The following is a 24,382-nucleotide window of genomic DNA, read 5'->3' as shown; positions in this document are numbered from 1 at the left end:
CAGCATGGCCGCGCACACCACCGACGTCATCGTGATCGGCAGCGGCCTCGCGGGCCTCGTCGCCGCATCCACCGCGCTCGACCGCGGGCGAACGGTCACGATCGTCGAGCAGGAGGGCCCGCAGTCGATCGGCGGCCAGGCCTTCTGGTCGTTCGGCGGCCTCTTCCTCGTCGACTCCCCCGAGCAGCGTCGGCTCGGCATCGACGACTCGCTCGAGCTCGCGTGGGAGGACTGGGATCGCTCCGCCGGCTTCGACCGCGATGAGGACGAGTGGGCGCGCCGCTGGGCCGACGCCTACCTCGACTTCGCGCACCGCGACCTGCGGCCGTGGCTGCGGGAGCTCGGGGTCGGGCTCTTCCCGATCGTCGGCCACGCCGAGCGCGGCGCGCGCACGCCGGGCGGGCACGGCAACACGGTGCCGCGCTTCCACATCGTGTGGGGAACGGGCCCCGGGCTCGTCGCGCCCTTCACCCGGCGGCTGCGGGATGCGGTGCGCGCCGGCCGCGCCCGGCTCGCGTTCCGCCACCGCGCGACCGCGCTCGTCAGCGAGGGCGGCCGGATCGTCGGCGTGCGCGGCGAGCGGCTCGCCGACGACGTCACGGTGCGCGGTGAGCCCTCGAGCCGCGAGGCGGTGGGCGCGTTCGAGCTGCGCGGCGAGAGCGTCGTCGTGGCCACCGGCGGCATCGGCGGCGAGCTCGAGCGCGTGCGCGAGCTGTGGCCCGCGCGACTCGGCTCCGCCCCTCGCGAGGCGGTGCGCGGCGTGCCCGTGCACGTCGACGGCTCCGGCCTCGCGCTCGCCGAGGCGGCCGGTGCACGGCTCGTGAACGGCGACCGCATGTGGCACTACACCGAGGGCATCCGCAACTGGGATCCCATCTGGCCCGACCACGGCATCCGCATCCTGCCCGGTCCCTCGAGCCTGTGGCTCGACCACCGAGGCAACCGGCTCCCCTCCCCCAACTACCCCGGCTTCGACACGCTCTCGACGCTCGAGCACCTGCGCAGCGTCGGCGCCGAGCACTCGTGGTTCGTGCTCACGCAGTCGATCGTCGAGAAGGAGTTCACGCTCTCGGGCTCCGAGCAGAACCCCGACCTCACCGGCCGCAGCCTCGCGAAGCTCGCGCAGCGCATCCTGCCCGGTGCGCCCGCGCCCGTGCAGGCGTTCCTCGACCACGGCGAGGACTTCGTCGTCGCCGACAGGCTCACGGCGCTGCTCGACGGCATGGAGCGCCTCGGACCCGGCGTCGACCGCGCGGCCGTCGTCGCCGCGATCCACGAGCGCGACGACGCCGTCGCCGACCCGACCTCGACCGACCCGCAGGCGGTCGAGATCCGCCGCGCCCGCGAGTACGTCGGCGACCGGCTCGTGCGCACCGCCGCGCCCCACCGCATCCTCGACGAGCGCCACTGGCCGCTCATCGCCGTGCGGCTGCGCACCCTCACGCGCAAGACCCTCGGCGGCATCCAGACCGACCTCGACTCGCGCGCGCTCGGCGCCGACGGCGAACCGATCCCGGGGCTCTTCGCGGTCGGTGAGGCGGCCGGCTTCGGCGGCGGGGGCGTGCATGGCTACCGCGCCCTCGAGGGCACGTTCCTGGGCGGATGCCTGCACACCGGCCTGCGGGCCGGGCGCGCGGTCTGAGGCGGCTCCGTCGGCCAGCCTCGCACCGTGCCGGCTCCGCCGCTCCCCCGCAACGCGCAGCGCCCCCGTCCGCTCTGGACGGGGGCGCTGCGCTCGTGCGTCAGCGGCTGAAGTTGCCGCGGTAGTACTCGTAGACCCAGCCGGTGAGCATCACCAGCAGCAGCACTGCGGCGATCGGCAGGAGGAACGTCGGGCCCGTGAACGAGAGGAACACGAGCGCGAACGCGGCCGCGAGGCCGATCGGCCACCAGCTCCAGGGCGAGAAGTGCCCCTGGTCGGGGTCGTCGTCGTCCAGCTCGGCGTCCATGCGGTCCATCGCGACCTCGCCGCCCTGGCCGCGGTAGACCAGCACGAGGTAGAAGCCGATGAGCGTCGCCATGACACCCGTCAGGCCCAGGCCCAGCGTGCCGGCCCACTCGACCTGGCCGCCGTAGGAGCCCATGTGCCACAGCGTGTAGACCGCGGCGCACAGGTAGAAGAACACGGCGAGGATCGCCAGCAGGATGATGTTCGCGCGCATGTCAGCGCACCTCGCCCTTCGAGAGATCGACGACCGGACGGTCCGGTGCATCCTTCAGCGGTCCGACGCCGTACTGCGGCCCAGCGTTGGGGTGGTGCAGGTCGAACGCCGGCGACTCCGAGCGGATGCGCGGGATGTGCGTGAAGTTGTGGCGCGGCGGCGGGCAGCTCGTCGCCCACTCGAGCGACCGGCCGGTGCCCCACGGGTCGTCGACCTCGACCTTCGGCGCGGTGCGCGCCGTGATCCAGACGTTCCAGAGGAACGGCACCATCGAGAGGCCGAGGATCATCGCGCCGACCGTCGAGAGCTGGTTCATCCAGGTGAACCCGTCCTCGGCGAGGTACGTGTAGTACCGGCGCGGCATGCCGACGACGCCGAGCCAGTGCTGCACGAGGAACGTCATGTGGAAGCCGATGAACAGCATCCAGAAGTGCACGTGCCCGAGGCGGTCGTTGAGCATCTTGCCCGTCCACTTCGGCCACCAGAAGTAGAAGCCGGAGAACATGGCGAACACGACCGTGCCGAACACCACGTAGTGGAAGTGCGCCACCACGAAGTACGTGTCGGAGATGTGGAAGTCGAGCGGCGGCGAGGCGAGGATGACGCCGGTGAGGCCGCCGAACGTGAACGTCACGAGGAAGCCGAACGCCCAGAGCATCGGCGACTCCCACGTGATGGAGCCGCGCCACATCGTGCCGATCCAGTTGAAGATCTTCACGCCCGTGGGCACCGCGATCAGCATCGTCATGAGCGCGAACCACGGCAGCAGCACCGTGCCGGTGACGTACATGTGGTGCGCCCACACCGTGACCGAGAGCGCCGCGATCGCGATCGTCGCGCCGACGAGGGTGTTGTAGCCGAAGATCGGCTTGCGCGCGAAGACCGGGATGACCTCGGAGATGATGCCGAAGAACGGCAGCGCGATGATGTACACCTCGGGGTGGCCGAAGAACCAGAACAGGTGCTGCCAGAGCACCGCTCCGCCGTTGGCGGGGTCATAGATGTGGCCGCCGAAGATGCGGTCGATCGCGAGGCCGAAGATCGCGGCCGCGAGCACCGGGAAGACGACGATCACGAGCAGCGACGTGATGAGGATGTTCCAGGTGAAGATCGACATCCGGAACATCGTCATGCCGGGCGCGCGCATCGTGATGATCGTGGTGATGAAGTTGACACCACCCATGATCGTGCCGAAGCCCGAGAGGCCGAGGCCGAGCGCCCACAGGTGACCGCCCATGCCGGGCGAGAACGCCGCGGTGCTGAGCGGGGTGTAGGCGAACCAGCCGAACGAGGCCGCACCCTGCGGGGTCAGGAAGCCGGCGAGCGCGATGAGCGAGCCGAACGTGAACATCCAGTACGCGAGCGCGTTCAGCCGCGGGAAGGCGACGTCGGGCGCACCGATGTGCAGCGGCATCATGACGTTCGCGAAGCCCGCGAACAGCGGCGTCGCGAACATCAGCAGCATGATCGTGCCGTGCATCGTGAAGAGCTGGTTGTACTGCTCCTCGGTCGGCACGATCTCCAGGCCCGGCGCGAAGAGCTGGGCGCGGATCAGCAGCGCCATGACGCCGCCGATCATGAAGAACAGCACGGAGGTGATCAGGTAGAGGTACCCGATCGTCTTGTGGTCAGTGGAGGTGATCCAGCTGACGAGCACGTTGCCCTTGCGGTGCGCGCTGGGGCTGATGGGTGCCCGGGTGCCGGGCGTGGCCGTGGCGGTCATCGGTCCTACTCGCCTTCCGTCGTGTCGACGTTCTCGTCGCGCTCGGGGTCGATGCTGCCATCGCCCGAGAAGGGGTTGATCGACTCGTCGATCGCGCCGACGTTGCCCTCGGCCTCGAGGCTCTCGAGGTACGCGTCGTACTCCTCGGGGCTGACCAGCTCGACGTTGAAGAGCATGAGCGAGTGGTACTCGCCGCACAGCTCCGCGCACTTGCCGCGGAAGACGCCCTCCTCCGAGCCCGTCTCGAAGTACATGTGGTTGGTGACGCCGGGGAGCATGTCCTTCTTGTAGAGGAACTCCACGACCCAGAACGAGTGCGCCACGTCGCGCGCCTCGAGCGTGATCTCGATCGACGAGTCGGTCGGCAGGTAGAGCGTCGGCAGCGAGTCCGGGTCGATCAGGTTCGTCTCGGGGTCGTTCATCGCCTGGAGGCCCTGGTAGTAGACCGGGTCCTGGCCCTCGCGCTCGTAGACGAAGTCCCACGCCCAGCGCTTGCCGTAGACGGTGATCGAGGCGTCGGGATCCTCGATGGGCTCCTCGATGATGGCCTGGTCACGCGCGGTGAACGCGAAGAAGCCGGCGACCAGGATGACGGGCACGATCGTGAAGAAGATCTCCATCGGCATGTGGTACCGCAGCTGCACCGGCAGGCCCGTCTGGCCCTTGCGGCGACGGTACGCGACGGCGGCCCAGATCATGAGGCCCCACGTGATGAGACCCACGGCCATCAGCACGATCCACGAGGTCGTCCACAGGCCCATGATCCGGTCGACGTGGTTCGTCAGACCGGACGTCGACGGCATCCATCCCTGCAGCTGCGTCTGGGTGCATCCAGCGAGCACCAGCGCGACCACCACCGCGACCGGGGCCGCGATCCAGCGAGATCGACGATTGCGCAATGTCTTCCTCCGACTCTTGTGAACGTCCCCATCGATCCTAGTACCCACAGGCGAGGCTCAGGCTCCTGCGACGCTCCACAGAACTGCCCGTGAACGACTGCACGCCGCCGATCCGAGGATCGACGGCGTGTCGTCTTGCGCCATGGCTCGCGCGGCTAGTGGAACGAGTCCCCGCACGCGCACGAGCCCTCGGCGTTGGGGTTGTCCATCGTGAAGCCCTGCTTCTGGATGGTGTCCTCGAAGTCGATCGTCGAGCCGTCGAGGTAGGGCACGCTCATTCGGTCGACGATCACCTCGACGCCGTCGAAGTCGCGCACCGCGTCGCCGTCGAGCACGCGCTCGTCGAAGTACAGCTGGTAGATCAGGCCCGAGCAGCCGCCTGGCTGCACGGCCACGCGCAGGCGCAGGTCGTCGCGGCCCTCCTGGTCGAGCAGGCGGCGCACCTTGTCGGCCGCCGTGTCGGTGAGGGTGACGCCGTGCGTCAGGACATCCGTCATCTGCAGCTCCTCTCGCATGCTCCCTCCATGCTACTCCTGGCGCTCCGAGGCGCGCGAGAGCAGCAGCGCCTCCGCGGCGATCGCCTTCCGCAGCACGCCGAGGTGCTGCGACTCGTTGGGGCTGTGCGCCATGGTCGCGGGGTCCTCGACGCCGGTCACGAGGATCTGCGCCTGCGGGAACTGGGCGACGAGGTCGGCGATGAACGGGATGGACCCGCCGATGCCGGCCTCGACGGGCTCCGCACCCCACGCATCCGCCATCGCCCGCTTCGCCTCGGTCGCGCCCCAGCCGGTCGTGTCGACGAGGAACGGGTCGCCGAGGTCGACGCCGTCGTACTCGACGTGCGCGCCGAAGGGCGCGTGCGCGGCGATGTGGCGCTGGAGCGCCGCGAACGCGTCGGCGGCCGACTGCCCCGGGGCGATCCTCGCCGAGAGGCGGAAGCGCACGGTCGGCAGGATCGTGTTGGATGCGTCGCGGACGCTCGGCGCGTCGATGCCGGTGATGGTGATGGAGGGCTTCGCCCACATGCGCGCGAGCACGGGGCCGGACCCGATGAGGTCGACGCCGTCGAGCGTGCCGGCCTCGTCGCGCACGTGCTGCTCGGACTGCTCGGGCACCTCGAGCTCGGCCTCGGTGAGGCCCTCGACCGCGACCGAGCCGTCGGCGTTCCAGAGGGTCGCGGCGAGGCGCGAGAACGCGAGCATCGCGTCGGGCACGGCGCCGCCGAACATGCCGGAGTGGCTCGCGTGCTCGAGCGTCGTGAGCCGCACGTTGCACGCGACGTTGCCGCGGAGCGCGACGGTGAGCGAGGGGATCTCGGTCGACCAGTTGTCGCTGTCGGCGACGACGATGACATCGGCGCTCAGCACGTCGGCGTGGAGCGCGAGGAAGCGCTGGAACGAGCGCGAGCCGTGCTCCTCCTCCCCCTCGATGAAGAGGGCGAGGCCGACCTCGGGATCGGCGACCTCGGCGAGCGCGCGGATCGCGGCGATGTGCGTGATGACGCCGGCCTTGTCGTCGGAGGCGCCGCGGCCGTAGAGGCGGCCGTCGATCTCGGTGGGCTCGAACGGCGGCGTGCGCCACAGCGCCTCGTCGCCCCACGGCTGCACGTCGTGGTGCGCGTAGAGCAGGATGGTCGGCCTGCCGGCCTTCGCGGGGCGCACCGCGAGCACCGCGGGCTGGCCGAGCTCGTCGGTGTCGCCGATGGGCGCGCGCTCGATGCTCACGCGCTCGAACACCCCGGTGCCCTCCGCGAGGGCGGCGACGGCCTCGGCGCTCGCCTGCACGTGCGCGTGATCGTAGTCGTCCCACGCGACCGAGGGGATGCGCACGAGCGCGCGCAGGTCGTCGAGGGCGCGATCGAAGCCGGCGTCGACGGCGGCGAGGATGGCCTGGTCGCGCTCGGAGAGCGCGCGGGAGTCAGCGGAGAGATCGGTCATGCGCACGATCCTAGGCGGCGCTCGAGCGCGCCCGGCCGCACGCCCTCGGCGGTACGATGGACGCATCCCCGCACCGAATCGAGAAGGACCTCCCGTGGCGCTGTTCAGCCGTTCTGCCGACGACAAGGCTCAGCCCGAGCCCCAGCCGGAGGCGCGGCGCACGCCGAAGCAGTCCGAGCAGGTCGCCCGCAACCGCCGCCCGCTCGTGCCGGAGGACCGCAAGGAGGCGCGGCGCCAGGTGCAGCAGAAGATGCGCGCCGAGCGGGAGAAGGCGCGCCTCGGCTTCGAGCGCGGCGAGGACAAGTACCTGCCGGCCCGCGACAAGGGCCCGGTGCGCAAGTACGTGCGCGACTTCGTCGACGCGCGACTGTCGATCGGCACGCTCGCGATGCCGATGATGATCGTCGTGCTCGTGCTCACGTTCATCAACGACCCGCAGTGGCGCATGATCGCCAACCTCGTGCTGTGGGGCTTCGTCGCGATCGTCGTGCTCGACTCGGTGCTGCTCGCGTGGCAGCTGCGCCGCGCGATCCGCGCGAAGTTCGGCGAGAAGGATGCGAAGGGCCACGGCTGGTACGCGACGATGCGGTCGGTGCAGCTGCCGTTCATGCGCATGCCGAAGCCGCAGACGAAGCTCTTCAAGTACCCCGAATAGAGCCCTCCTCGCTCGTCGAGCAGCCCGAAGGGCGTATCGAGACGACGACCGCCTGCGGCTCCCTCGCTCGTCGAGTAGCCCGAAGGGCGTATCGAGACGACCGCCTGCAGCCCCCTCGCTCGTCGAGTAGCCCGAAGGGCGTATCGAGACGACGACCGCTGCGAATCTCGATACGGGCCCGCGGCCCTACTCGATCACCGAAGCGCCGCTCGTCGAGCAGCCCGAAGGGCGTATCGAGACGACGACCGCGCAGCCCCTGCGGTCTCGTGACGCGTGCGCCTCCGGCGCGCGCTCCTCGACCGACGGGGCTACGAGACCGGGGCGAGCAGCCCCCGGTTCAGCTCGCGCGCCCAGCCGGGCCCGCGGTAGATGAAGCCCGTGTAGCCCTGCACGAGCGCTGCGCCCGCGGCGAGCCGCTCGCGCACGTCGTCGGCCGTCTCCACGCCGCCGACCGAGATGACCTCGAGCGGCTCCGGCAGCGCCGCCCGCAGCAGCCGCAGCACCGCGAGCGAGCGCGACCGCACCGGCGGGCCCGACAGCCCGCCCGCACCGGCGCGCGCCACCGCATCCGCCGTGCTGCGCAGCCCCTCGCGGCTGATGGTCGTGTTGGTGGCGATGACGCCCGAGAGCCCGACGCGCGCGGCGAGCGCGGCGATGCCCTCGACCTGCTCGTCGTCGAGGTCGGGCGCGATCTTGACGAGCACGGGCACGTCGCCCGCCGCCCCGCGGATCGCGGCGAGCAGCGGCTCGAGGCGCGACTGCTCCTGCAGGCCGCGGAGCCCCGGCGTGTTGGGCGACGAGACGTTGACGGCGAGGTAGTCGGCGACCGGCGCGAGCAGCCGCGTCGAGCGCAGGTAGTCCTGCTCGACCCCCGCTGCGTCGTCGGCGTCGACGATGCGGCTCTTGCCGATGTTGACGCCGATCACCGGGCGCGAGCGGGCCTCGCGCGCGGCGGCGATGCGCTCCGCTGCCGCCTCGGCGCCGCGGTTGTTGAAGCCCATGCGGTTGACGAGCGCGCGGTCGTCGGTGAGCCGGAACAGGCGCGGGCGCTCGTTGCCGGGCTGCGCGTGCGCCGTGATCGTGCCGACCTCGACGTGGCCGAAGCCGAGCGCGCCGAGCCCGGCGATCATCGTCGCGTCCTTGTCGAACCCGGCGGCGATGCCGAACGGCGTCGGGAACTCGCGGCCGAGGGCGCGCGTGCGGAGCCGCGGGTCGGTGCGCACGCCCGGCGCGGCGGCGCCGATCGCCCGGATCGCGCTCGCGCCGAGGTGGTGCGCGGTCTCGGGGTCGACGTGCGTGAAGCCGTGGCGGAAGAGCAGGTCGTACGCGGTCACTCGCCCGGCTCCTCGGCCGCGCGGCGCTCCTCGCGGAGCGCGCGGATGGTGGCCTCGAAGTCATCGAGCGAGTCGAAGTTGTTGTAGACGCTCGCGAAGCGCAGGTAGGCGACCTCGTCGAGCTCGCGCAGCGGCGGCAGCACCGCGAGCCCGATCTCGTTCGCGTCGATCTGGCTCGCACCGGTCGCGCGGATCGTCTCCTCGACCGACTGCGCGACGCCCGCGAGGTCGGCGTCCGTCACGGGGCGGCCGCGCACGGCCTTCCGCACGCCCTCGATGACCTTCTCGCGGCGGAAGGGCTCGAGCACGCCCGAGCGCTTCACGACCGACAGGCTCGCGGTCTCGGTCGTGGTGAAGCGGCGGCCGCACGCGGGGCACTGCCGGCGGCGGCGGATCGAAGTGCCGTCGTCGGTCGTGCGCGAGTCGACGACGCGCGAGTCGGCGTTCCGGCAGAACGGGCAGTGCATCAGCGGCCCTCCTCGAAGCGCGCCTCGATCGCCTCGCCGTGGGCGGGCAGCCCCTCGGCGGCGGCGAGCGCCGTGACCTCGGCGCGCACGGCGGCGAGCGCCTCGTGGTCGTAGCGGACGACCTGCTGCGCCCGCAGAAACGTCGCGGCGCCGAGGCCCGAGACCCGGCGCGCCTGGCCGCCGGTGGGCAGCACGTGGTTGGAGCCCGCCGCGTAGTCCCCGAGGCTCACGGGTGTCTGCGAGCCGACGAAGATCGCGCCCGCGTGCCGCACGTGCGCGAGCACCGACTCGTCGTCGCGCGTGACGATCTCGAGGTGCTCGGGCGCGTAGGCATCGCTCACGCGCGCGGCCGACTCGAGGTCGGCGACGAGCACGATCGCCGACTGCTCCCCCGTGAGCGACGCCGTGACGCGCTCGGATGCGGCGGTCGCCGCAGCGCGCCGGGCGACGGATGCGTCGACGCGGTCGGCGAGGTCGGCCGAGTCGGTCACGAGCACGGCCGATGCGAGCTCGTCGTGCTCGGCCTGGCTCACGAGGTCGGCGGCGACCAGCTCGGCGTCGGCGCTGTCGTCGGCGATCACGAGGATCTCGGTCGGCCCGGCCTCGGCGTCGACGCGCACGGTGCCGGCGACGACGCGCTTGGCCGCGGCGACGAACACGTTGCCGGGGCCCGTCACGACGTCGACGGGCGCGAGGCCGATCGCGGGGACGCCGTGCGCAAGCGCGCCGATCGCGCCCGCCCCGCCCATCGCGTAGACCTCGTCGACGCCGAGGAGCGCGCACGCCGCGAGGATCGTCGGGTGGGGCGCGCCGCCGTGCTCGGCCTGCGCGGGGCTCGCGACCGCGATCGAGCGGACCCCCGCGGCCTGGGCGGCGACGACGTTCATGACGACGCTCGACGGGTAGACGGCCTTGCCGCCGGGCACGTAGAGGCCGACGCGGTCGACGGGCTGCCAGCGCAGCTCGATCTCGGCGCCCGGGGCGATGTGGGCGATCATCGACGGCGGGACCTGCGCGATCGAGCCGATGCGCACGCGCTCGATGGCGGTCTCGAGCGCCGACCGCACGTCGGCGTCGAGCGCGTCGAGCGCATCCGCGAGGGCCTGCGCCTCGACGCGGATCGCCGCGGGGCGCACGCCGTCGAACCGCTCGGCCTGCTCGGCGAGCGCGTCGGCTCCGCGCTCGCGCACCGCGTCGATGAGCTCGGCCGCGGCCGGCAGGCTCGCAGCGACGTCGACCGCCGGCCGGGGCAGCAGCGCGCGCAGCTCCTGCTCGGCGGGCAGCGCGGTCAGGTCGATTCGTCGGAGCACGTCCTCCATCGTAGATCCCGGGGCGCCGCTGGGCTCGCGCCGGGGCGGGGCCGGTCTCGCGACGGCAGCGCGCCTGCGGCGCGCCGCCTCCTCGACCGACGAGGGAACGGCAGCGCGCCTGCGCGCGGCCGCCTCGACCGACGAGGGAACCACAGCACGCCTGCGGCGCGCGGCCTCCTCGACCGACGAGGGGACGGCAGCGTCGCGCAGTCGTGGACACCGCTTCTCCACATCGACGGTGCGAGCGGGCGCGCGCGCCGGCATCGCTGCCGCATCCTGCCGTCATGGACGACCGCACCGACGATGACGAGCTGCTCGAGGCGTTCCGCCACGACCCCGCGCCCCGCAGCGGCAAGCCATGGACCGAGACGGACTACGCGGCGATCATGCAGCAGTGCCGCGCCGGCGCCGCGATCGAGCAGATCGCCCGCCGGATCGGACGAACGCCGACGACGACGTCGACGCAGATCCGCCGTCTGCTGCCGCTGCACGAGCGGCACCTGTCGGCCGAGCTCGCGCTGCCGCGGCTGCGGCAGCTCGATGGCGACGGCGACTACGACTGGCTTGCCGCACTCGCGCAGCGCGAGCAGTCGGCCTGGGAGCTGCAGGCAAAGGCGCAGCAGCAGCGGCAGGAGGCGGGCATCGGTGCGCTCGACGACGACGAGCTGCTCAGCATCGCGGTCGCGCTCGCGCTGACGCCCGATGCGCATTCGCCTGGCCTGCGTGGGCGCTGCGTGCAGGAGCTCGCCGCGAGGGGACTCGGCGACGAAGTCGAACGTCAGGTCGACGCCGCTCGCCAGCACGCGCTCGATCGCCTGTTCGGGCGCGACGAGGGCGGGTGGTGCAGCGACGACCGATATGGCTGGTCCGATCGCGATCAGCCCTACGGTGCGCTCGGATGACGCTTCCGCTGCACCGGGCGCGTAGTCATACTCGAGGTATGAGCCTGGCGACGATCACGCTGTCCGCCGCGACGCGCGACCGGCTCAAGGTCCACGCTGCTCGGCGCGGCGAATCCCTCGGCGCGCAGATCGAGCGACTGCTCGACCTCGCCGATCGCGAGGCACGCTTCGAGGCTCTGCGGGCCGCGATCGCGGCGACGCCGCCCGTTGCCCTGGCCGAATACGACCGCGAGGCCTCCGAGTGGCTCGATGCCGACCTCTCCTGAGCTCGAGCAGGCCCGAGAGTGGGTCACGCAGTTCATCACCGAGCCCCAGGTGTGATGACGGCGCTGCCTGTCAGCGCGGTGGACACCAGGTCGGCGCCGCAGGGGGTCAGGCGATGGATGCGGGGCCGAGGAGCGACTTGATCTCGCCGAAGAGGTCGCTCGAGATGCGCACCTGCTGCGGCAGCGCGAAGACCCGCTCGACCTCGGGGCGCTGGAGCGCGATCCGCACGTCGGTCGGGCCCTTGTGGCGCTCGAGGAGCCCGCGCAGCTCGCGCATCGCCGTCATCGAGGCACGGCGCTCCGGGATGCGCAGCTCGAGCGGCCGCGTCTCGTCGATCGGCTGCACGTCGGGGGTGTCGATGCTGTTGACGTGCACCGTGATGCTGTCGTCGCGCGTGCGGATTCGGCCTCGTACGACCGCGACCTGATCGGCGACGAGCGCCGCGCGGAACTCGGTGTAGGTCTTCCCGAGCACCATCATCTCGAGCTCGCCGCCGAAGTCCTCGAGCGCGATGATGCCGTAGGGGTTGCCCGACTGCCGCGCGACGCGGTGCTGCACGCTCGTGATGAGGCCGGCGAGCGTGACGGTGTCGCCGTCCTCGACCGTCTCGGCGAGCTCCTGGATCTGGTGCGTCGCGTACTTCGCGAGCTCGAGCTCGAGGCCCGAGAGCGGATGGTCGGAGACGTAGAGCCCGAGCATCTCGCGCTCGAATGCGAGCTTGTCCTGCTTGCCCCACTCGGGGCGGTCGGGCACGCGGTCGGCGACGGTGTCGAGGTCGTCGAAGATGTCGCCGAAGAGGTCGACCTGGCCGTTCGCCTCGTTGCGCTTGATCGAGACCGCGGCGTCGACCGCATCCTCGTGGATCTCGAGCATGCCGCGCCGCGTCGCGCCCATGGTGTCGAAGCCGCCCGACTTGATGAGCGATTCGACCGTGCGCTTGTTGGCGACGCCGAGCGGCACCTTCTTGAGGAAGTCGTGGAACGACGTGAACGCGCCCTCCCGCTCGCGGGCGGCGATGATGCCCTCCACGACGCCCTCGCCGACGTTGCGCACGGCGCCGAGGCCGAAGCGGATGTCGTCGCCGACAGCCGTGAAGAACAGTGTCGACTCGTTGACGTCGGGCGGCAGCACCGTGATGCCCATGCGGCGGCACTCGGAGAGGTAGATCGCCATCTTGTCCTTCGAGTCGCCGACGCTCGTGAGGAGCGCCGCCATGTACTCGGCCGGGTAGTGCGCCTTGAGGTAGGCGGTCCAGTAGGAGATGACGCCGTAGGCGGCGGAGTGCGCCTTGTTGAACGCGTAGTCGGAGAACGGCAGCAGGATGTCCCACAGGGCCTTGATGGCGGCCTCCGAGTAGCCGCGCTCGCGCATGCCGCCGGAGAAGGCCTCGAACTGCTTGTCGAGCTCCTCCTTCTTCTTCTTGCCCATCGCGCGCCGCAGGATGTCGGCTTGGCCGAGCGAGTAGCCGGCGACCTTCTGCGCGACCGCCATCACCTGCTCCTGGTAGATGATGAGGCCGTACGACTCCGCGAGGATCTCGGAGAGCGGCTCCTCGAGCTCGGGGTGGATGGGCGTGATCGGCTGCAGGCCGTTCTTGCGCAGCGCGTAGTTGGTGTGCGAGTCGGCGCCCATGGGGCCCGGCCGGTAGAGCGCGATGACGGCCGAGATGTCCTCGAAGCTGTCGGGCTTCATGAGCCGCAGGAGCGACCGCAGCGGACCGCCGTCGAGCTGGAAGACGCCGAGCGTGTCGCCGCGCTGCAGCAGCTCGTACGCGCCGCGGTCGTCGAGCGGGAGCGTCTCGAGGTCGATCGTCTCGCCGCGGTTCGCGCGGATGTTCTCGAGCGCGTCGGAGACGATCGTGAGGTTGCGCAGCCCCAGGAAGTCCATCTTGATGAGGCCGAGGGCCTCGCACGCCGGGTAGTCGAACTGCGTGATGATCGCGCCATCCTGCTCCCGCTTCATGATCGGGATGATGTCGATCAGCGGATCGGACGACATGATGACGCCCGCGGCGTGCACGCCCCACTGGCGCTTGAGGTTCTCGAGCCCGAGCGCCGTCTCGTAGACGGTCTTCGCCTCCGGGTCGGTCTCGATGAGCGCGCGGAAGTCGCCCGCCTCCTTGTAGCGCTCGTGCGAGGGGTCGGTGATGCCGGCGAGCGGGATGTCCTTCGCCATGATCGCCGGGGGCATCGCCTTCGTGAGCTTCTCGCCCATGCCGAAGGGGAAGCCGAGCACGCGACTCGCGTCCTTGAGCGCCTGCTTCTGCTTGATCGTGCCGTAGGTGACGATCTGCGCCACCCGCTCGGTGCCGTACTTCTCGGTCACGTACTTGATGACCTCGCCGCGGCGGCGGTCGTCGAAGTCGATGTCGAAGTCGGGCATCGAGACGCGGTCGGGGTTGAGGAAGCGCTCGAAGATCAGGCCGTGCTCGAGCGGGTCGAGGTCGGTGATGCGCATCGCGTACGCGGCCATCGAGCCCGCACCCGAGCCGCGCCCCGGCCCCACGCGGATGCCGTTGTCCTTCGCCCAGTTGATGAAGTCGGCGACCACGAGGAAGTAGCCCGGGAATCCCATGTTGGTGATGACGCCGATCTCGTACTCGGCCTGCTTCCGCACCGCATCCGGCACGCCCTGCGGGTAGCGCCGCTCGAGCCCGACCTCGACCTCGTGGCGGAACCACGACGGCTCGTCGTGCCCCTCGGGCACGGGGTAGCGCGGCATGTAGTTGGCGCTCTCGTCGAACTGCACGTCGCAGCGCTCGGCGATGAGCAGCGTGTTGTCGCACGCCTCGGGCATGTCGCGGAAGAGGTGCCGCATCTCGGCGGCCGACTTGACGTAGTAGCCGCCGCCCTCGAGCCGGAAGCGGTTCGGGTCGTCCATCGTCGAGCCCGACTGCACGCACAGCAGCGCCTCGTGGCTCTTCGCATCCTCGGCGTGCGTGTAGTGCAGGTCGTTCGTCGCGAGCAGCGGCAGGCCGAGTCGCTTGCCGATGTCGAGCAGGCCGTCGCGCACGCGGCGCTCGATCTCGAGCCCGTGGTCCATGAGCTCGAGGAAGTAGTTCTCGGCGCCGAACAGGTCGCGGTAGGAGGCCGCCGCCTCGAGCGCGAGGTCGAACTGGCCGAGCCGCAGGCGCGTCTGCACCTCGCCCGAGGGGCAGCCGGTCGTCGCGATGAGGCCCTTCGAGTACCGCTCGAGCAGCTCCCGATCCATGCGCGGCTTGAAGTAGAAGCCCTCCATCGAGGCGTAGGAGGAGAGCCGGAAGAGGTTGGCGAGGCCCTCGTTGTTCTCGGCGAGCAGCGTCATGTGCGTGTACGCCCCGCCGCCGGAGACGTCGTCGCCCGGGTTCGCGTCCTGCCCGCCCCACTTGACGCGCGTCTTGTCGGAGCGGTGCGTGCCGGGCGTGATGTACGCCTCGGTGCCGATGATGGGCTTGACGCCCTGCGCCCGCGCCGCCTTCCAGAACTCGTAGGCGCCGAAGACGTTGCCGTGGTCGGTCATCGCGACCGCCGGCATGCCCTCCTGCTGCACCGCCCCCATGAGGTCCTTGATGCGGGCGGCGCCGTCGAGCATCGAGTACTCGGTGTGGACGTGGAGGTGCGCGAAGGAGTCTGCCATGGCCCCTCGATCCTACGGCGCGGGGCCCACCTGCCGCGCCGGCGTCGGCCCGAGACTGGCCGACGAGCTGGCGTCGCGGCGGAGACCCGAAAGGGTCTCCGCCCCCAGCTCCAGCGCTCAGTCCTCGCGCAGCACCTCGAGCGCGTGCGCGAGATCGGCCGGATAGGTCGACTCGTAGACGACCTGCTCCCCCGAGCCCGGGTGGCGGAAGCCGAGGCGCATCGCGTGCAGCCACTGGCGCGTGAGCCCGAGCCGCGCGGTCAGGGTCGGGTCGGCGCCGTACATCGTGTCGCCGAGGCACGGATGCCTGCGGGCGGCCATGTGCACGCGGATCTGGTGGGTGCGGCCCGTCTCGAGCTCGATCTCGAGGAGGCTCCCGCCCCGGAAGGCCTCGATCGTCTCGTAGTGGGTGACGGCGTGCTTGCCGCTCGAGACGACCGCGAACCGCCATTCGTGGCTCGGGTGCCGTCCGATCGGCGCGTCGATCGTGCCGGCGAGCGGGTCGGGATGCCCCTGCACGGCCGCGTGGTAGATCTTCTGCACCTCGCGGTCGTGGAAGGCGGCCTTGAGGCGCGTGTAGGCGCGCTCGCTCTTCGCGACGACCATGAGGCCGCTCGTGCCCGCGTCGAGCCGGTGCACGACGCCCTGCCGCTCGGCGGCGCCCGACGTCGCGATCTGGAAGCCCGCGGCGGCGAGCGCCCCGACGACCGTCGGCCCCTCCCATCCCACCGAGGGGTGGGCAGCGACCCCCGCGGGCTTGTCGACCACGACGATGTCGGCGTCGTCGTGCACGATGCCGAGCTCCGGCACGGGCGTCGCGACGATGCGCGGCTCCTCGCGCGGCTGCCAGCTGAGGTCGAGCCACGCGTCGGCCCGCAGGCGGTCGGACTTCCCGAGCACGGCGCCGTCCTGCACCGCGCCGCCGGCCTCCAGCATCCCGACCACGGCGGTGCGCGAGAGCCCGAGCAGCTTGGCGAGCCCCGCATCCGCCCGCACCCCGTCGAGGCCCGGCGGCACCTGCAGGAAGCGGGTCTCCATCAGGGCCGGTCGCTCGGGTCGAGGGGCTCGGTCGCGTCGGGGTCGGCCGCCGCGCCGCCGCGGTCGTCGCGCGCCGGCTCGTCGGTGTGGCGCACCCCGTCGAGGCCGATGTTCGCGAGCACGAGCAGCACGACGCCCATCATCGAGCCGACGATGAAGATGTCGGCGACGTTGAAGATCGCCGGGAAGCCCCACACCTGGATGAAGTCGACGACGTGGCCGACGAAGAAGCCGGGCTCGCGCGTGAGTCGGTCGGTGAGGTTGCCGAGCGTGCCGCCCAGCAGGAAGCCGAACGCGAGCGCCCACAGGATCGAGCGGATGCGCCGCAGCTGCAGGACGATGAAGACCACGACCGCTGCGGCCAGGATCGTGAAGATCCACGTCGACCCGGCAGCGAGCGAGAACGCCGCGCCGGGGTTGCGGACGAAGTGCCACTGCAGCAGCTCGCCGAGCACCAGGCGCCGCTCCCCCTCGGCCATCGACGCGATGACCCACTCCTTGCTGAGGAAGTCGGCGACCCACACGGCCGCGGCGGCCCCGAGGACCAGCGCGAGCATCCGCCAGGGCGTGCGGGCCCGACGCGCCCCGGAGCCGTCCGGCACTGAGGGGCGGCTCAGTTGCCGCCCTGCCCGCCGAAGGCGAGCGAGGACGAGCGGTCGAGATCGCGCAGCTGGCTCTCGATGTAGCCGCGGAGCTTGAGGCGGTAGTCGCGCTCGAAGCTCTTGAGCTCGTCGATCTTCTGCTCGAGGCCGGCCTTCTGCTCCTCGAGCTTGGCCTTCTGGCCCTCGAACTCCTCCTGCAGCGCGACCTTGCGCTGCTCGGCGGCGTCCTCGATCGCCTGCGCGGAGGCCTCGGCGGCGGCGATGAGCTCATCGCGCTTGCGCTCGCCCTCGGCGACGTGCTCGTCGTGCACGCGCTGGGCGAGCGCGAGCAGGCCGTCGGCGTTGGTGACGGCGGGGGCGGCCTCGGGTGCGGCGGCCTGCGGCGCCTCGGCGACCGGCTCGACCTCGGCCTCGACGGGCTCCTCTGCGGGCTGCTGCGCGGCGGCCTCGGCGGCTGCCGCGTCGGCGGCCTGGCGCTCGGCGTCGGCGGCGTCGCGCTCGGCGGCGGCCGCATCGCGCTCGGCGAGCTGCTGCTTGAGCTGCTCGTTCTCGCTGCGGAGCGCGTCGAGCTCTGCGGTGTCCACGGCGGCCGGCTCGGCCTCGCGCGGCTCGGGGACGACGCCGGCGCGCAGCTGCTCGTTCTCGGCGCGCAGCGCGTCGTTCTCCTCGGTCAGGCGCCGGAGCTCCGTGACCACCTCGTCGAGGAAGTCATCGACCTCGTCCTGGTCGTAGCCGTCGCGGAAGCGCGTCGTCTCGAAGCGCTTGTGGACGACGTCGTCAGGAGTCAGTGCCATGGGGTGCCTTTCTCGATCAGCCCCCGACCGGCGGGTCGGCGGCGCAGGTTCACTGTACCTGCCGCATTTCGCGTTCCGATGATCATAACCACGCGTTTCCGCAAAGCCCGCGATCAGCGCAGCGGGCCGACGATCGTCATGAGCAGCAGCAGCGCCAGCAGCAGCACGAGCATCGCGATGTCGAGCATGGCGCCGCCGATGCGCACCGGCTTCACGAAGCGGCGGGTGAAGCGCAGCGGCGGATCGGTGATGCGCAGGATCCACACCGAGACGAGGAGCCAGAACCCCGTCGGGCGCCAGTCGCGCCGCAGCTGCCGGACGAAGTCGAGGATGATCCGCGCCCAGAGGACGTAGAACGCGACCAGCGCTGCGGTGTGGACGATCCAGGCGAGGATCGAGACGATCGCCACCGCCGTCAGTGGGCGAAGACGGCGGCGTCCGGGTCCTCTTCGACGCCGCGGCCGCCGGAGACGGCGATGTGCTCCGGCGTGAGCAGGTACACCTTGGTGGTGACGCGCTCGATGCGGCCCTCGAGGCCCTGCGTGAGGCCCGCCGAGAAGTCGATCAGCCGACGGGCGTCGCCGTCGGTCATCTGCGAGAGGTTGATGATCACCGGCGTGCCGTCGCGGAACGCCTGCGCGATCGGCTTGGCGTCCTTGTACTGGCGCGGGTGCACCGTGAGGATCTCGCTCATGTCGCTCACCTTCTGTGCGGCGCGGAGCTTGGTGACGGGGGCGCGGCGCGGCTCCTCGGCGCGCTCGCGCGGCTGCTGCTGATGCTGCTGGGGGGCACGCTCGTGCTCCTCGGTCCGCTCGACGGGACGGACCTCCTGGGTCAGCTCGTCCTCCTCGGCGAAGCCGAAGTAGATCGCCGCCTTCTTCAGTGCGTTGCTCATGGATCCTCCTCGTGGCTGGGGTTCACGCTATCCGCCGGCAGGACGGTTTCCCGTGATTGCCGTGCCGATTCGCAGGTGTGTCGCGCCGTGCTGGAGGGCCTCGCGCCAGTCGGCGCTCATGCCCGCCGAGATCCAGTCGGCGGAGGGCTCGATCGCGCGCACGCGCTCGGCGAAGCGGGCGAGCCGCTCGAAGGCTGCGGCGGGCGCCTCGTCGAGGGGCGCGACCGCCATGACGCCGCGGAGCCGCAGCGCGCTCGAGGCAGCGACGCGCTCGGCGAGCGCGTCGAGCCCCGCGGGGGCGACGCCGCCTCGGCCGGGGTCGTCGGTGAGGTTGACCTGCACGAGGGCGTCGCGCACGGGGCGGTCGTGCGGATGCTCGCCGCCCTCGAGCGCGTCGACGAGGTCGGTGGAGTCGATGGAGTGGAGCACATCGGCGTAGCTCGCGACCTGCCGCGCCTTCTTGCGCTGCAGCTGGCCCACGTAGTGCCAGGTGAGGTCGAGGTCGGCGAGCTCGGCGGCCTTGTCGCGCGCCTCGGGGTGGCGGTTCTCGCCGAAGTCGCGGTGGCCGACGGCGGCGAGCTCGCGGACGAGCGCGGCGGGGTGGAACTTCGTGACCACGATGACCGTGACGCCGCGCGCCGGCCGCTCCCCCTCGAGCTGCTCGAGGAAGGCGGCCAGGCGCGCGGCGGGGGCGTCGGTCATGGGCGTGTCAGCGCAGGAAGTCGGGGAGGAACTCGTCCTCCTCCTCGTCCACCTGGGTCAGCGGCTGGACGGGGCCGGTGAGGTGGTCGGCGACCGGCGGGGCCGGCACCGGGCGGCGCTCGGCGGGCTCCTCCGAGCGGGGCGCCGGGGCGCTCGGGCTCGAGGCGCGCAGGCCCATCGACTCGCGCGCAGCGGTGCGGATCACCGAGTCGTCGTCCTTCGCGATCGGGCCCGCGCCGTCGAAGCCCGCGGCGATGACGGTGACGCGCACCTCGTCGCCGAGCGTGTCGTCGATGACCGTGCCGAAGATGATGTTCGCCTCCGGGTGCACGGCCTCCTGCACGAGCTTCGCGGCGTCGTACGTCTCGTGGATGCCGAGGTTGCTGCCAGCCTGGATCGACAGCAGCACGCCGTGGGCGCCGTCGATCTTCGCCTCGAGCAGCGGACTCGCGACCGCGAGCTCGGCCGCCTTGATCGCGCGGTCGGCGCCGCGCGACGAGCCGATGCCCATGAGCGCCGAGCCCGCGCCCTGCATGACCGACTTCACGTCGGCGAAGTCGACGTTGATGAGGCCAGGCGTCGTGATGAGGTCGGTGATGCCCTGCACGCCCGCGAGCAGCACCTGGTCGGCGGTCTCGAACGCCTCGACCATCGAGATGCCCATGTCGCTGATCTCGAGCAGGCGGTCGTTCGGCACGACGATGAGCGTGTCGACCTCGTTCTTGAGCGCCTCGACGCCCGCCTCGGCCTGCGCCTGGCGACGCTTGCCCTCGAACGAGAACGGCTTCGTCACCACGCCGACCGTCAGCGCCCCGAGGCTCTTCGCGATGCGCGCGACGACGGGCGCTCCGCCCGTGCCGGTGCCGCCGCCCTCACCCGCGGTGACGAAGACCATGTCGGCGCCCGCGAGCGCCTCCTCGATCTCCTCCGCGTGGTCCTCGGCGGCACGGCGGCCCACCTCGGGGTCGGCACCTGCGCCGAGCCCCTTCGTGAGCTCGCGTCCGACGTCGAGCTTGACGTCCGCGTCGCTGAGCAGCAGCGCCTGCGCGTCGGTGTTGACGGCGATGAACTCGACCCCGCGCAGTCCGAGGTCGATCATGCGGTTCACGGCGTTCACGCCGCCACCGCCCACGCCGACCACCTTGATGACGGCGAGGTAGTTGTTGTTGGAAGTCACGTCCCGGCCCCTCGATCGAACCCTCAACCTCTAGTTGAAGTTTAGAGAATTCCTCACTTCATGCTGACGTCTCCGACGGTACGGGCGCGGAGGTCGCGGGGGCGGGATCCGGTGGGCGTGTCCGCCCAAGAAAAAGTTTCGTCACCTTCCCGCAGGCAGCGAGGGGCGGCGGCTCGAGCGCGGCTCAGGACGAGGGGCTGCGCACGACGGGGTGCTCGGGCGCCCGTACGTCGAGCACGGCGGCGGCCGCGGGGTCCTGCGTCGCCATGAGGGCAGCGAGCACCGCGGCCTTGAGGGGGCTCTCGTCGGCTCCGCCCCACTGCACGGTCTGACCGCTCTCGAGCGTCAGGCGGATGTCGGATGCGGTGGGCGCCTCGACGGTCTCGGTCGACTCGAGCACGTCGACCGGCACCGCGACGAGCATCGCCGCCACCGCCTCGAACTGCTCGCTGCCGACCTCGACGCCCTCGAGGCGGGGCAGCGCCGCGGTCGACTCGTCGACCGCGCCGAGCGCCACGCCCGCGCCGTCGATGACCGTCTCGCCGTCGTCGCCGGGCAGGATCGCGACCGGCCGCCGCTCGACGAGCCGCACGATGACCGTCGAGGGCGGCACGACGTCGAGCTGGAACGACTCGATCTGCGGGATGGTGCGCAGCTGCTCGGCGACGCCGGCCTCGGTGACCGTCGCGATCGGCTGGCCGACCTGGCCGGCGAGCGCCTGCTGCACCGCCGCCGGGTCGACGCGATCGGCGCCCTCGACCTGCACGTCGCGCACGGCCATGAGCGGCGACCACACGAGGCCCACGAGCAGCGCGAGCGCGAGCCCGAGCCCGCCGATGCCGAGCAGCGCCATCCGCAGCTGGCGGCGTCGCGCCGCGGTGAAGCGCCGCACCTCGGCGCGCTCCTGCCGGACGCGCGCCCGCTTGGCGAGTCGCGCCTCGCGCCTCGCGTCGCGCAGCTCGGCGCGGTCGAGGCGGCGCTGCTCCTGCTCGGCGCGCCGCCACGCGCGATCGACCCGCTGGGCGTTCGAGCCGCCGCCGAGCAGCGCCTCCTCGCGCTCGGTGGGCGCGACATCCGCGTCCGCGCGGCCGACCTCCCCGTCGCCGCGTGCGTCGTCCTCGCGCTGCCCCCGCGCCTCCTGCTCGTCGAGCGCCTCGAGGTCGGCGTAGGCGCTGAGCGCCCAGCGCCGCGGCTCCGGCCCGGGCTCCGGCTCGACGCGGCCCGACGCATCCGCACCCCATCGCTCGAGGAGCGCCGCCTCGGCCTCGCGTCGGCGCCGCAGCGCGTCGAGCCGCACGACGCCGCGCGACTCGGCCTCCGGCGCGGACGCGCGGGAGCGCCCAGCGCGAGCCGCATCGGCCGACCCGCGCGGCGGCTCGTCGAAGCCCTCGGGCCGCTTCACGCGCCCTCGCCGTGCTCGGCGTGCTCGAGCGCCGAGAGGACCTGCGGGATGATGCGGTACACGTCGCCGCACGAGAGCGTGACGATGATGTCGCCCTCCTCGGCGAGCTCGGCGGCGCGCTCGGCCGCCTGCTGCCAGTCGGGCAGGAAGTCGACGTCGTCGGCGCGCTGGAAGCGCTCGGCGACCATCGCCCCTGTGACGCCCGGGATCGGATCCTCGCGGGCGCCGTAGACGTCGAGCACGACGGTGTGGTCGGCGACGCGCTCGTAGACGGCCGCGAACTCGCCCGCCATGTCGCGCGTGCGGGTGAAGAGGTGCGGCTGGTGGATCGCGATGATGCGGCCGTCGCCGATGATCGTGCGCGCGGCCGTGAGCGCGGCGTCGACCTCGGCGGGGTGGTGGGCGTAGTCGTCGTAGACGCGCACGCCGCGGCGCTCGCCGTGCAGCTCGAAGCGGCGCCCCGTGCCGCGAAAGGCGGCGAGCGCGTGCGCGGCCTCGGCGGGAGCGAAGCCGAGCGCGACGAGCGTCGCGAGCGCACCGGCGGCGTTGACGGCGTTGTGCCGGCCGGGCACGCCAGCCTCGAGCTCGATGCGCTCCCCCGCGACCTCGACGGTGCACGCGGCGCTCGCGCCCGTGCGGATCCCGACGATCCGCACGTCGGCGCCGGCGGCCTCGCCGAACGTCACGACGCGCTCGTGGTCGATGAGCGCGCGCACGCGCCGGGCGCCCGCGTCGTCGGCCGAGATGACGACCGCCTCGCTCGCGCGGTTCGCGAACTCCGCGAAGGCCGCGTCGAACGCCTCGGGCGTGCCGTAGTGGTCGAGGTGGTCGGTGTCGACGTTCGTGATGAGCGCGACCGCGACGTCGTAGAGCAGGAACGAGCCGTCCGACTCATCCGCCTCAAGCACGAACAGGTCGGAGGAGCCCGCCCCGCTCGACGCGTCGACGCCCGCGATCACCGCGCCGTTGACGAAGCCGGGGTCGACGCCCAGGCCCTGGAGGCCGACGACGAGCATGCCCGTCGTCGTGCTCTTGCCGTGCGCGCCGCCGACCGCGACGACGCGCTTGCCGCGCGCGAGCACGTGCAGCGCCTGGGAGCGGTGGAGGACGGGGATGCCGTGCTCGCGCGCCGCGAGCAGCTCGGGGTTGTCGGGCCAGAGGGCGCTCGTGACGACGATCGCGTCGACGCGTCCCTCCCCCTCGACGGCGAGGTTCGCGGCGTCGTGGCCGATCGCGACGGTCGCGCCGCGCTGGACGAGCCGGTCGACGGTCGCGGAGCCGGAGCGGTCGGAGCCGCTCACGGCGATGCCGGCGTCGAGCATCATGTGGGCGATGCCCGACATGCCCGAGCCGCCGATGCCGACGAAGTGGATGCGCTCGATGCGCTCGGGGATCGGCTGGCTGAAGTCCGGTTCGATCACGACTGCCTCCTCGTGGCCGCGGCCCGCTCGATGAGATCGCACATGCGGTCGCTGCCGTCGTCCGAGCCCGCGCCGGCGCTCGCACTGGCCATCTCGGCGATCCGGTCGGCGTCGCGCAGCAGCGGCACGAGCCGCGTGCGCACCCATTCTGCCGTGAAGCCGGCGTCGGCGACGAGCAGCGCTCCCCCGGCCGCCACCTGATCGGCGGCGTTGAGGCCCTGCTCACCGTTGCCGTACGGCAGCGGCACGTAGACGGCGGGCAGCCCGACCGCCATGAGCTCGCTCACCGTGAGGCTCCCGGCGCGGCACACGACGAGGTCGGCGGCGGCGAGCGCGAGGTGCATGCGGTCGAGGTACTCGATCGCCACGTAGTGCGGCACCGTCGCCGGCTCGAAGTCGGTCTGGCGGCCGCCAGAGAGGTGCAGGATCTGCCAGCCGGCGTCGACGATGTCGGCGGCCGCGGCGACGATCGCGCGGTTGAGCGAGCGGGCGCCCTGCGAGCCGCCGGTCACGAGCAGCGTGGGCCGGTCGGCGTCGAGGCCGAGCTCGGCGACGGCGTCGTCGCGCAGCCCAGCGCGGTCGAGCCCCGTGATCTCCGGCCGCAGCGGCATGCCGACGAGCTCGCCGCGCAGCCGCGTCGACCGGTAGGACAGCCCGACGAACGGCGTCCAGCGGGCGCCGAGCACGTTCGCCATGCCCGGCTTCGCGTTCGCCTCGTGGATCGCGATCGGCACGCCCTCGAGGCGCGCGGCCCGGTAGGCGGGCGCGGAGGCGTAGCCGCCGAAGCCGACGACGACGTCGATGCCGCGCTCGCGGATGAGCGCGCGGACCTCGCGCACGGCGCGGCGCCAGCGGCCGGGGAACCGCAACGCGGCGACGTCCGGACGCCGCGGGAAGGGCAGCTTCTCGATCGTGACGAGCTCGAGGCCCGCGCGCGGCACGAGCTCGCGCTCGAGCCCCTCCGCGGTGCCGAGCACCGTGAGCTCGGCCTCGGGATGGCGCTCCCGCAGCCGCTGCGCGGTCGCGAGCAGCGGGTTGACGTGTCCGGCGGTCCCGCCGCCGGCGAGCAGCACACGCACG

At 72.1% G+C, this 24,382-nt stretch carries 23 protein-coding genes; 4 read left to right on the top strand and 19 right to left on the bottom strand.

The window, feature by feature from the left end; all coding sequences use genetic code 11:
* Positions 1 to 4 precede the first annotated feature (4 nt).
* A complete protein-coding gene (locus BLT67_RS12645) occupies positions 5 to 1,642 on the top strand; it encodes an FAD-binding dehydrogenase (protein ID WP_092667337.1) in 1,638 nt (545 codons plus the stop codon).
* A 100-nt stretch (positions 1,643 to 1,742) separates the two neighbouring features.
* On the opposite strand, the gene ctaF is transcribed toward BLT67_RS12645, so the two are convergent.
* From ctaF to BLT67_RS12620, 5 genes are all read right to left on the bottom strand, one after another.
* Entirely contained in the window at positions 1,743 to 2,162 is a 420-nt protein-coding gene (ctaF, locus tag BLT67_RS12640; protein WP_092667336.1) for an aa3-type cytochrome oxidase subunit IV, read from the bottom strand.
* Between the two features lies 1 nt (position 2,163).
* Positions 2,164 to 3,885, bottom strand: coding sequence for an aa3-type cytochrome oxidase subunit I (gene ctaD, locus BLT67_RS12635; protein ID WP_092667335.1), 1,722 nt, complete (start codon positions 3,883 to 3,885; stop codon positions 2,164 to 2,166).
* Positions 3,886 to 3,890: 5 nt separating this feature from the next.
* Positions 3,891 to 4,784 carry an aa3-type cytochrome oxidase subunit II gene (gene ctaC / locus BLT67_RS12630; RefSeq protein WP_456236377.1) on the bottom strand — a complete coding sequence of 298 codons (894 nt, stop codon included), beginning with the start codon at positions 4,782 to 4,784 and terminating at the stop codon, positions 3,891 to 3,893.
* A gap of 155 nt (positions 4,785 to 4,939) precedes the next feature.
* Positions 4,940 to 5,281 (bottom strand): HesB/IscA family protein, encoded by a 342-nt coding sequence (locus BLT67_RS12625; RefSeq protein ID WP_092667678.1) that lies wholly within the window; start codon positions 5,279 to 5,281, stop codon positions 4,940 to 4,942.
* Positions 5,282 to 5,311: 30 nt separating this feature from the next.
* A complete protein-coding gene (locus BLT67_RS12620; protein ID WP_092667334.1) occupies positions 5,312 to 6,721 on the bottom strand; it encodes a dipeptidase in 1,410 nt (469 codons plus the stop codon).
* A gap of 94 nt (positions 6,722 to 6,815) precedes the next feature.
* Here BLT67_RS12620 and BLT67_RS12615 point away from each other — a divergent pair, with 94 nt between their 5' ends.
* On the top strand, positions 6,816 to 7,376 hold the full coding sequence (locus tag BLT67_RS12615) for a DUF3043 domain-containing protein (protein WP_157674356.1): 561 nt from the start codon (positions 6,816 to 6,818) through the stop codon (positions 7,374 to 7,376).
* A gap of 308 nt (positions 7,377 to 7,684) precedes the next feature.
* Here the strand turns inward: BLT67_RS12615 and BLT67_RS12610 are convergent, their stop codons facing one another.
* The 3 genes from BLT67_RS12610 to hisD are packed head-to-tail and all read right to left on the bottom strand — an operon-like array spanning position 7,685 to position 10,496.
* Positions 7,685 to 8,710 carry a quinone-dependent dihydroorotate dehydrogenase gene (locus BLT67_RS12610; RefSeq protein WP_092667332.1) on the bottom strand — a complete coding sequence of 342 codons (1,026 nt, stop codon included), beginning with the start codon at positions 8,708 to 8,710 and terminating at the stop codon, positions 7,685 to 7,687.
* Positions 8,707 to 9,177, bottom strand: a complete 471-nt coding sequence (nrdR, locus tag BLT67_RS12605; protein ID WP_092667331.1) for a transcriptional regulator NrdR — start codon at positions 9,175 to 9,177, stop codon at positions 8,707 to 8,709. The genes BLT67_RS12610 and nrdR overlap by 4 nt, the downstream gene beginning before the upstream one ends.
* Complete coding sequence (hisD, locus tag BLT67_RS12600) at positions 9,177 to 10,496, bottom strand: histidinol dehydrogenase (protein ID WP_092667330.1); 1,320 nt, start codon at positions 10,494 to 10,496, stop codon at positions 9,177 to 9,179. Before hisD ends, nrdR begins: the two co-directional genes overlap by 1 nt.
* Positions 10,497 to 10,771: 275 nt before the next feature.
* Between hisD and BLT67_RS12595 the strand changes: the two genes are divergently transcribed.
* Together BLT67_RS12595 and BLT67_RS12590 are read left to right on the top strand one after the other, a co-directional pair.
* Positions 10,772 to 11,389, top strand: coding sequence for a hypothetical protein (locus BLT67_RS12595; protein ID WP_092667329.1), 618 nt, complete (start codon positions 10,772 to 10,774; stop codon positions 11,387 to 11,389).
* A 38-nt stretch (positions 11,390 to 11,427) separates the two neighbouring features.
* Complete coding sequence (locus BLT67_RS12590; protein ID WP_092667328.1) at positions 11,428 to 11,655, top strand: hypothetical protein; 228 nt, start codon at positions 11,428 to 11,430, stop codon at positions 11,653 to 11,655.
* A 106-nt stretch (positions 11,656 to 11,761) separates the two neighbouring features.
* Here the strand turns inward: BLT67_RS12590 and dnaE are convergent, their stop codons facing one another.
* The 11 genes from dnaE to BLT67_RS12535 form a co-directional block, all read right to left on the bottom strand.
* Positions 11,762 to 15,271, bottom strand: a complete 3,510-nt coding sequence (gene dnaE, locus BLT67_RS12585; protein ID WP_092667327.1) for a DNA polymerase III subunit alpha — start codon at positions 15,269 to 15,271, stop codon at positions 11,762 to 11,764.
* A gap of 117 nt (positions 15,272 to 15,388) precedes the next feature.
* The gene (locus BLT67_RS12580; RefSeq protein WP_092667326.1) at positions 15,389 to 16,309 is read right to left on the bottom strand and encodes an RluA family pseudouridine synthase; all 921 of its coding nucleotides are present in this window, start codon (positions 16,307 to 16,309) and stop codon (positions 15,389 to 15,391) included.
* The gene (gene lspA, locus BLT67_RS12575) at positions 16,309 to 16,866 is read right to left on the bottom strand and encodes a signal peptidase II (RefSeq protein ID WP_092667325.1); all 558 of its coding nucleotides are present in this window, start codon (positions 16,864 to 16,866) and stop codon (positions 16,309 to 16,311) included. Before lspA ends, BLT67_RS12580 begins: the two co-directional genes overlap by 1 nt.
* Positions 16,867 to 16,922: 56 nt before the next feature.
* A complete protein-coding gene (locus BLT67_RS12570) occupies positions 16,923 to 17,705 on the bottom strand; it encodes a DivIVA domain-containing protein (protein WP_092667324.1) in 783 nt (260 codons plus the stop codon).
* Between the two features lie 113 nt (positions 17,706 to 17,818).
* Positions 17,819 to 18,115, bottom strand: a complete 297-nt coding sequence (locus BLT67_RS12565) for a YggT family protein (RefSeq protein WP_157674355.1) — start codon at positions 18,113 to 18,115, stop codon at positions 17,819 to 17,821.
* 5 nt (positions 18,116 to 18,120) lie between these two features.
* Positions 18,121 to 18,600 (bottom strand): cell division protein SepF, encoded by a 480-nt coding sequence (locus BLT67_RS12560; RefSeq protein WP_092667322.1) that lies wholly within the window; start codon positions 18,598 to 18,600, stop codon positions 18,121 to 18,123.
* Positions 18,601 to 18,627: 27 nt separating this feature from the next.
* Complete coding sequence (locus BLT67_RS12555) at positions 18,628 to 19,302, bottom strand: YggS family pyridoxal phosphate-dependent enzyme (protein WP_092667321.1); 675 nt, start codon at positions 19,300 to 19,302, stop codon at positions 18,628 to 18,630.
* A gap of 7 nt (positions 19,303 to 19,309) precedes the next feature.
* Complete coding sequence (gene ftsZ / locus BLT67_RS12550) at positions 19,310 to 20,479, bottom strand: cell division protein FtsZ (protein WP_231945504.1); 1,170 nt, start codon at positions 20,477 to 20,479, stop codon at positions 19,310 to 19,312.
* Positions 20,480 to 20,663: 184 nt separating this feature from the next.
* Positions 20,664 to 21,881 carry an FtsQ-type POTRA domain-containing protein gene (locus BLT67_RS12545; protein ID WP_092667320.1) on the bottom strand — a complete coding sequence of 406 codons (1,218 nt, stop codon included), beginning with the start codon at positions 21,879 to 21,881 and terminating at the stop codon, positions 20,664 to 20,666.
* A complete protein-coding gene (gene murC, locus BLT67_RS12540; RefSeq protein ID WP_092667319.1) occupies positions 21,878 to 23,302 on the bottom strand; it encodes a UDP-N-acetylmuramate--L-alanine ligase in 1,425 nt (474 codons plus the stop codon). Before murC ends, BLT67_RS12545 begins: the two co-directional genes overlap by 4 nt.
* Entirely contained in the window at positions 23,299 to 24,381 is a 1,083-nt protein-coding gene (locus BLT67_RS12535) for a UDP-N-acetylglucosamine--N-acetylmuramyl-(pentapeptide) pyrophosphoryl-undecaprenol N-acetylglucosamine transferase (protein WP_092667318.1), read from the bottom strand. The genes murC and BLT67_RS12535 overlap by 4 nt, the downstream gene beginning before the upstream one ends.
* Position 24,382: the final 1 nt, after the last annotated feature.

The organism is Agrococcus carbonis (assembly GCF_900104705.1).
Classification (GTDB): Bacteria; Actinomycetota; Actinomycetes; order Actinomycetales; family Microbacteriaceae; genus Agrococcus; species Agrococcus carbonis.
The sequence above is the reverse complement of the archived record's forward strand: the minus strand, read 5'-3'. Positions and strand labels throughout refer to the sequence as shown.

Coding starts and splice junctions, on each gene's coding strand:
- BLT67_RS12645 (WP_092667337.1), top strand. CDS start 5: ATGGCCGCGCACACCACCGACGTCATCGTGATCGGCAGCGGCCTCGCG.
- ctaF (WP_092667336.1), bottom strand. CDS start 2,162: ATGCGCGCGAACATCATCCTGCTGGCGATCCTCGCCGTGTTCTTCTAC.
- ctaD (WP_092667335.1), bottom strand. CDS start 3,885: ATGACCGCCACGGCCACGCCCGGCACCCGGGCACCCATCAGCCCCAGC.
- BLT67_RS12625 (WP_092667678.1), bottom strand. CDS start 5,281: ATGACGGATGTCCTGACGCACGGCGTCACCCTCACCGACACGGCGGCC.
- BLT67_RS12620 (WP_092667334.1), bottom strand. CDS start 6,721: ATGACCGATCTCTCCGCTGACTCCCGCGCGCTCTCCGAGCGCGACCAG.
- nrdR (WP_092667331.1), bottom strand. CDS start 9,177: ATGCACTGCCCGTTCTGCCGGAACGCCGACTCGCGCGTCGTCGACTCG.
- hisD (WP_092667330.1), bottom strand. CDS start 10,496: ATGGAGGACGTGCTCCGACGAATCGACCTGACCGCGCTGCCCGCCGAG.
- BLT67_RS12595 (WP_092667329.1), top strand. CDS start 10,772: ATGGACGACCGCACCGACGATGACGAGCTGCTCGAGGCGTTCCGCCAC.
- BLT67_RS12590 (WP_092667328.1), top strand. CDS start 11,428: ATGAGCCTGGCGACGATCACGCTGTCCGCCGCGACGCGCGACCGGCTC.
- dnaE (WP_092667327.1), bottom strand. CDS start 15,271: ATGGCAGACTCCTTCGCGCACCTCCACGTCCACACCGAGTACTCGATG.
- BLT67_RS12580 (WP_092667326.1), bottom strand. CDS start 16,309: ATGGAGACCCGCTTCCTGCAGGTGCCGCCGGGCCTCGACGGGGTGCGG.
- lspA (WP_092667325.1), bottom strand. CDS start 16,866: ATGCTCGCGCTGGTCCTCGGGGCCGCCGCGGCCGTGTGGGTCGCCGAC.
- BLT67_RS12570 (WP_092667324.1), bottom strand. CDS start 17,705: ATGGCACTGACTCCTGACGACGTCGTCCACAAGCGCTTCGAGACGACG.
- BLT67_RS12560 (WP_092667322.1), bottom strand. CDS start 18,600: ATGAGCAACGCACTGAAGAAGGCGGCGATCTACTTCGGCTTCGCCGAG.
- BLT67_RS12555 (WP_092667321.1), bottom strand. CDS start 19,302: ATGACCGACGCCCCCGCCGCGCGCCTGGCCGCCTTCCTCGAGCAGCTC.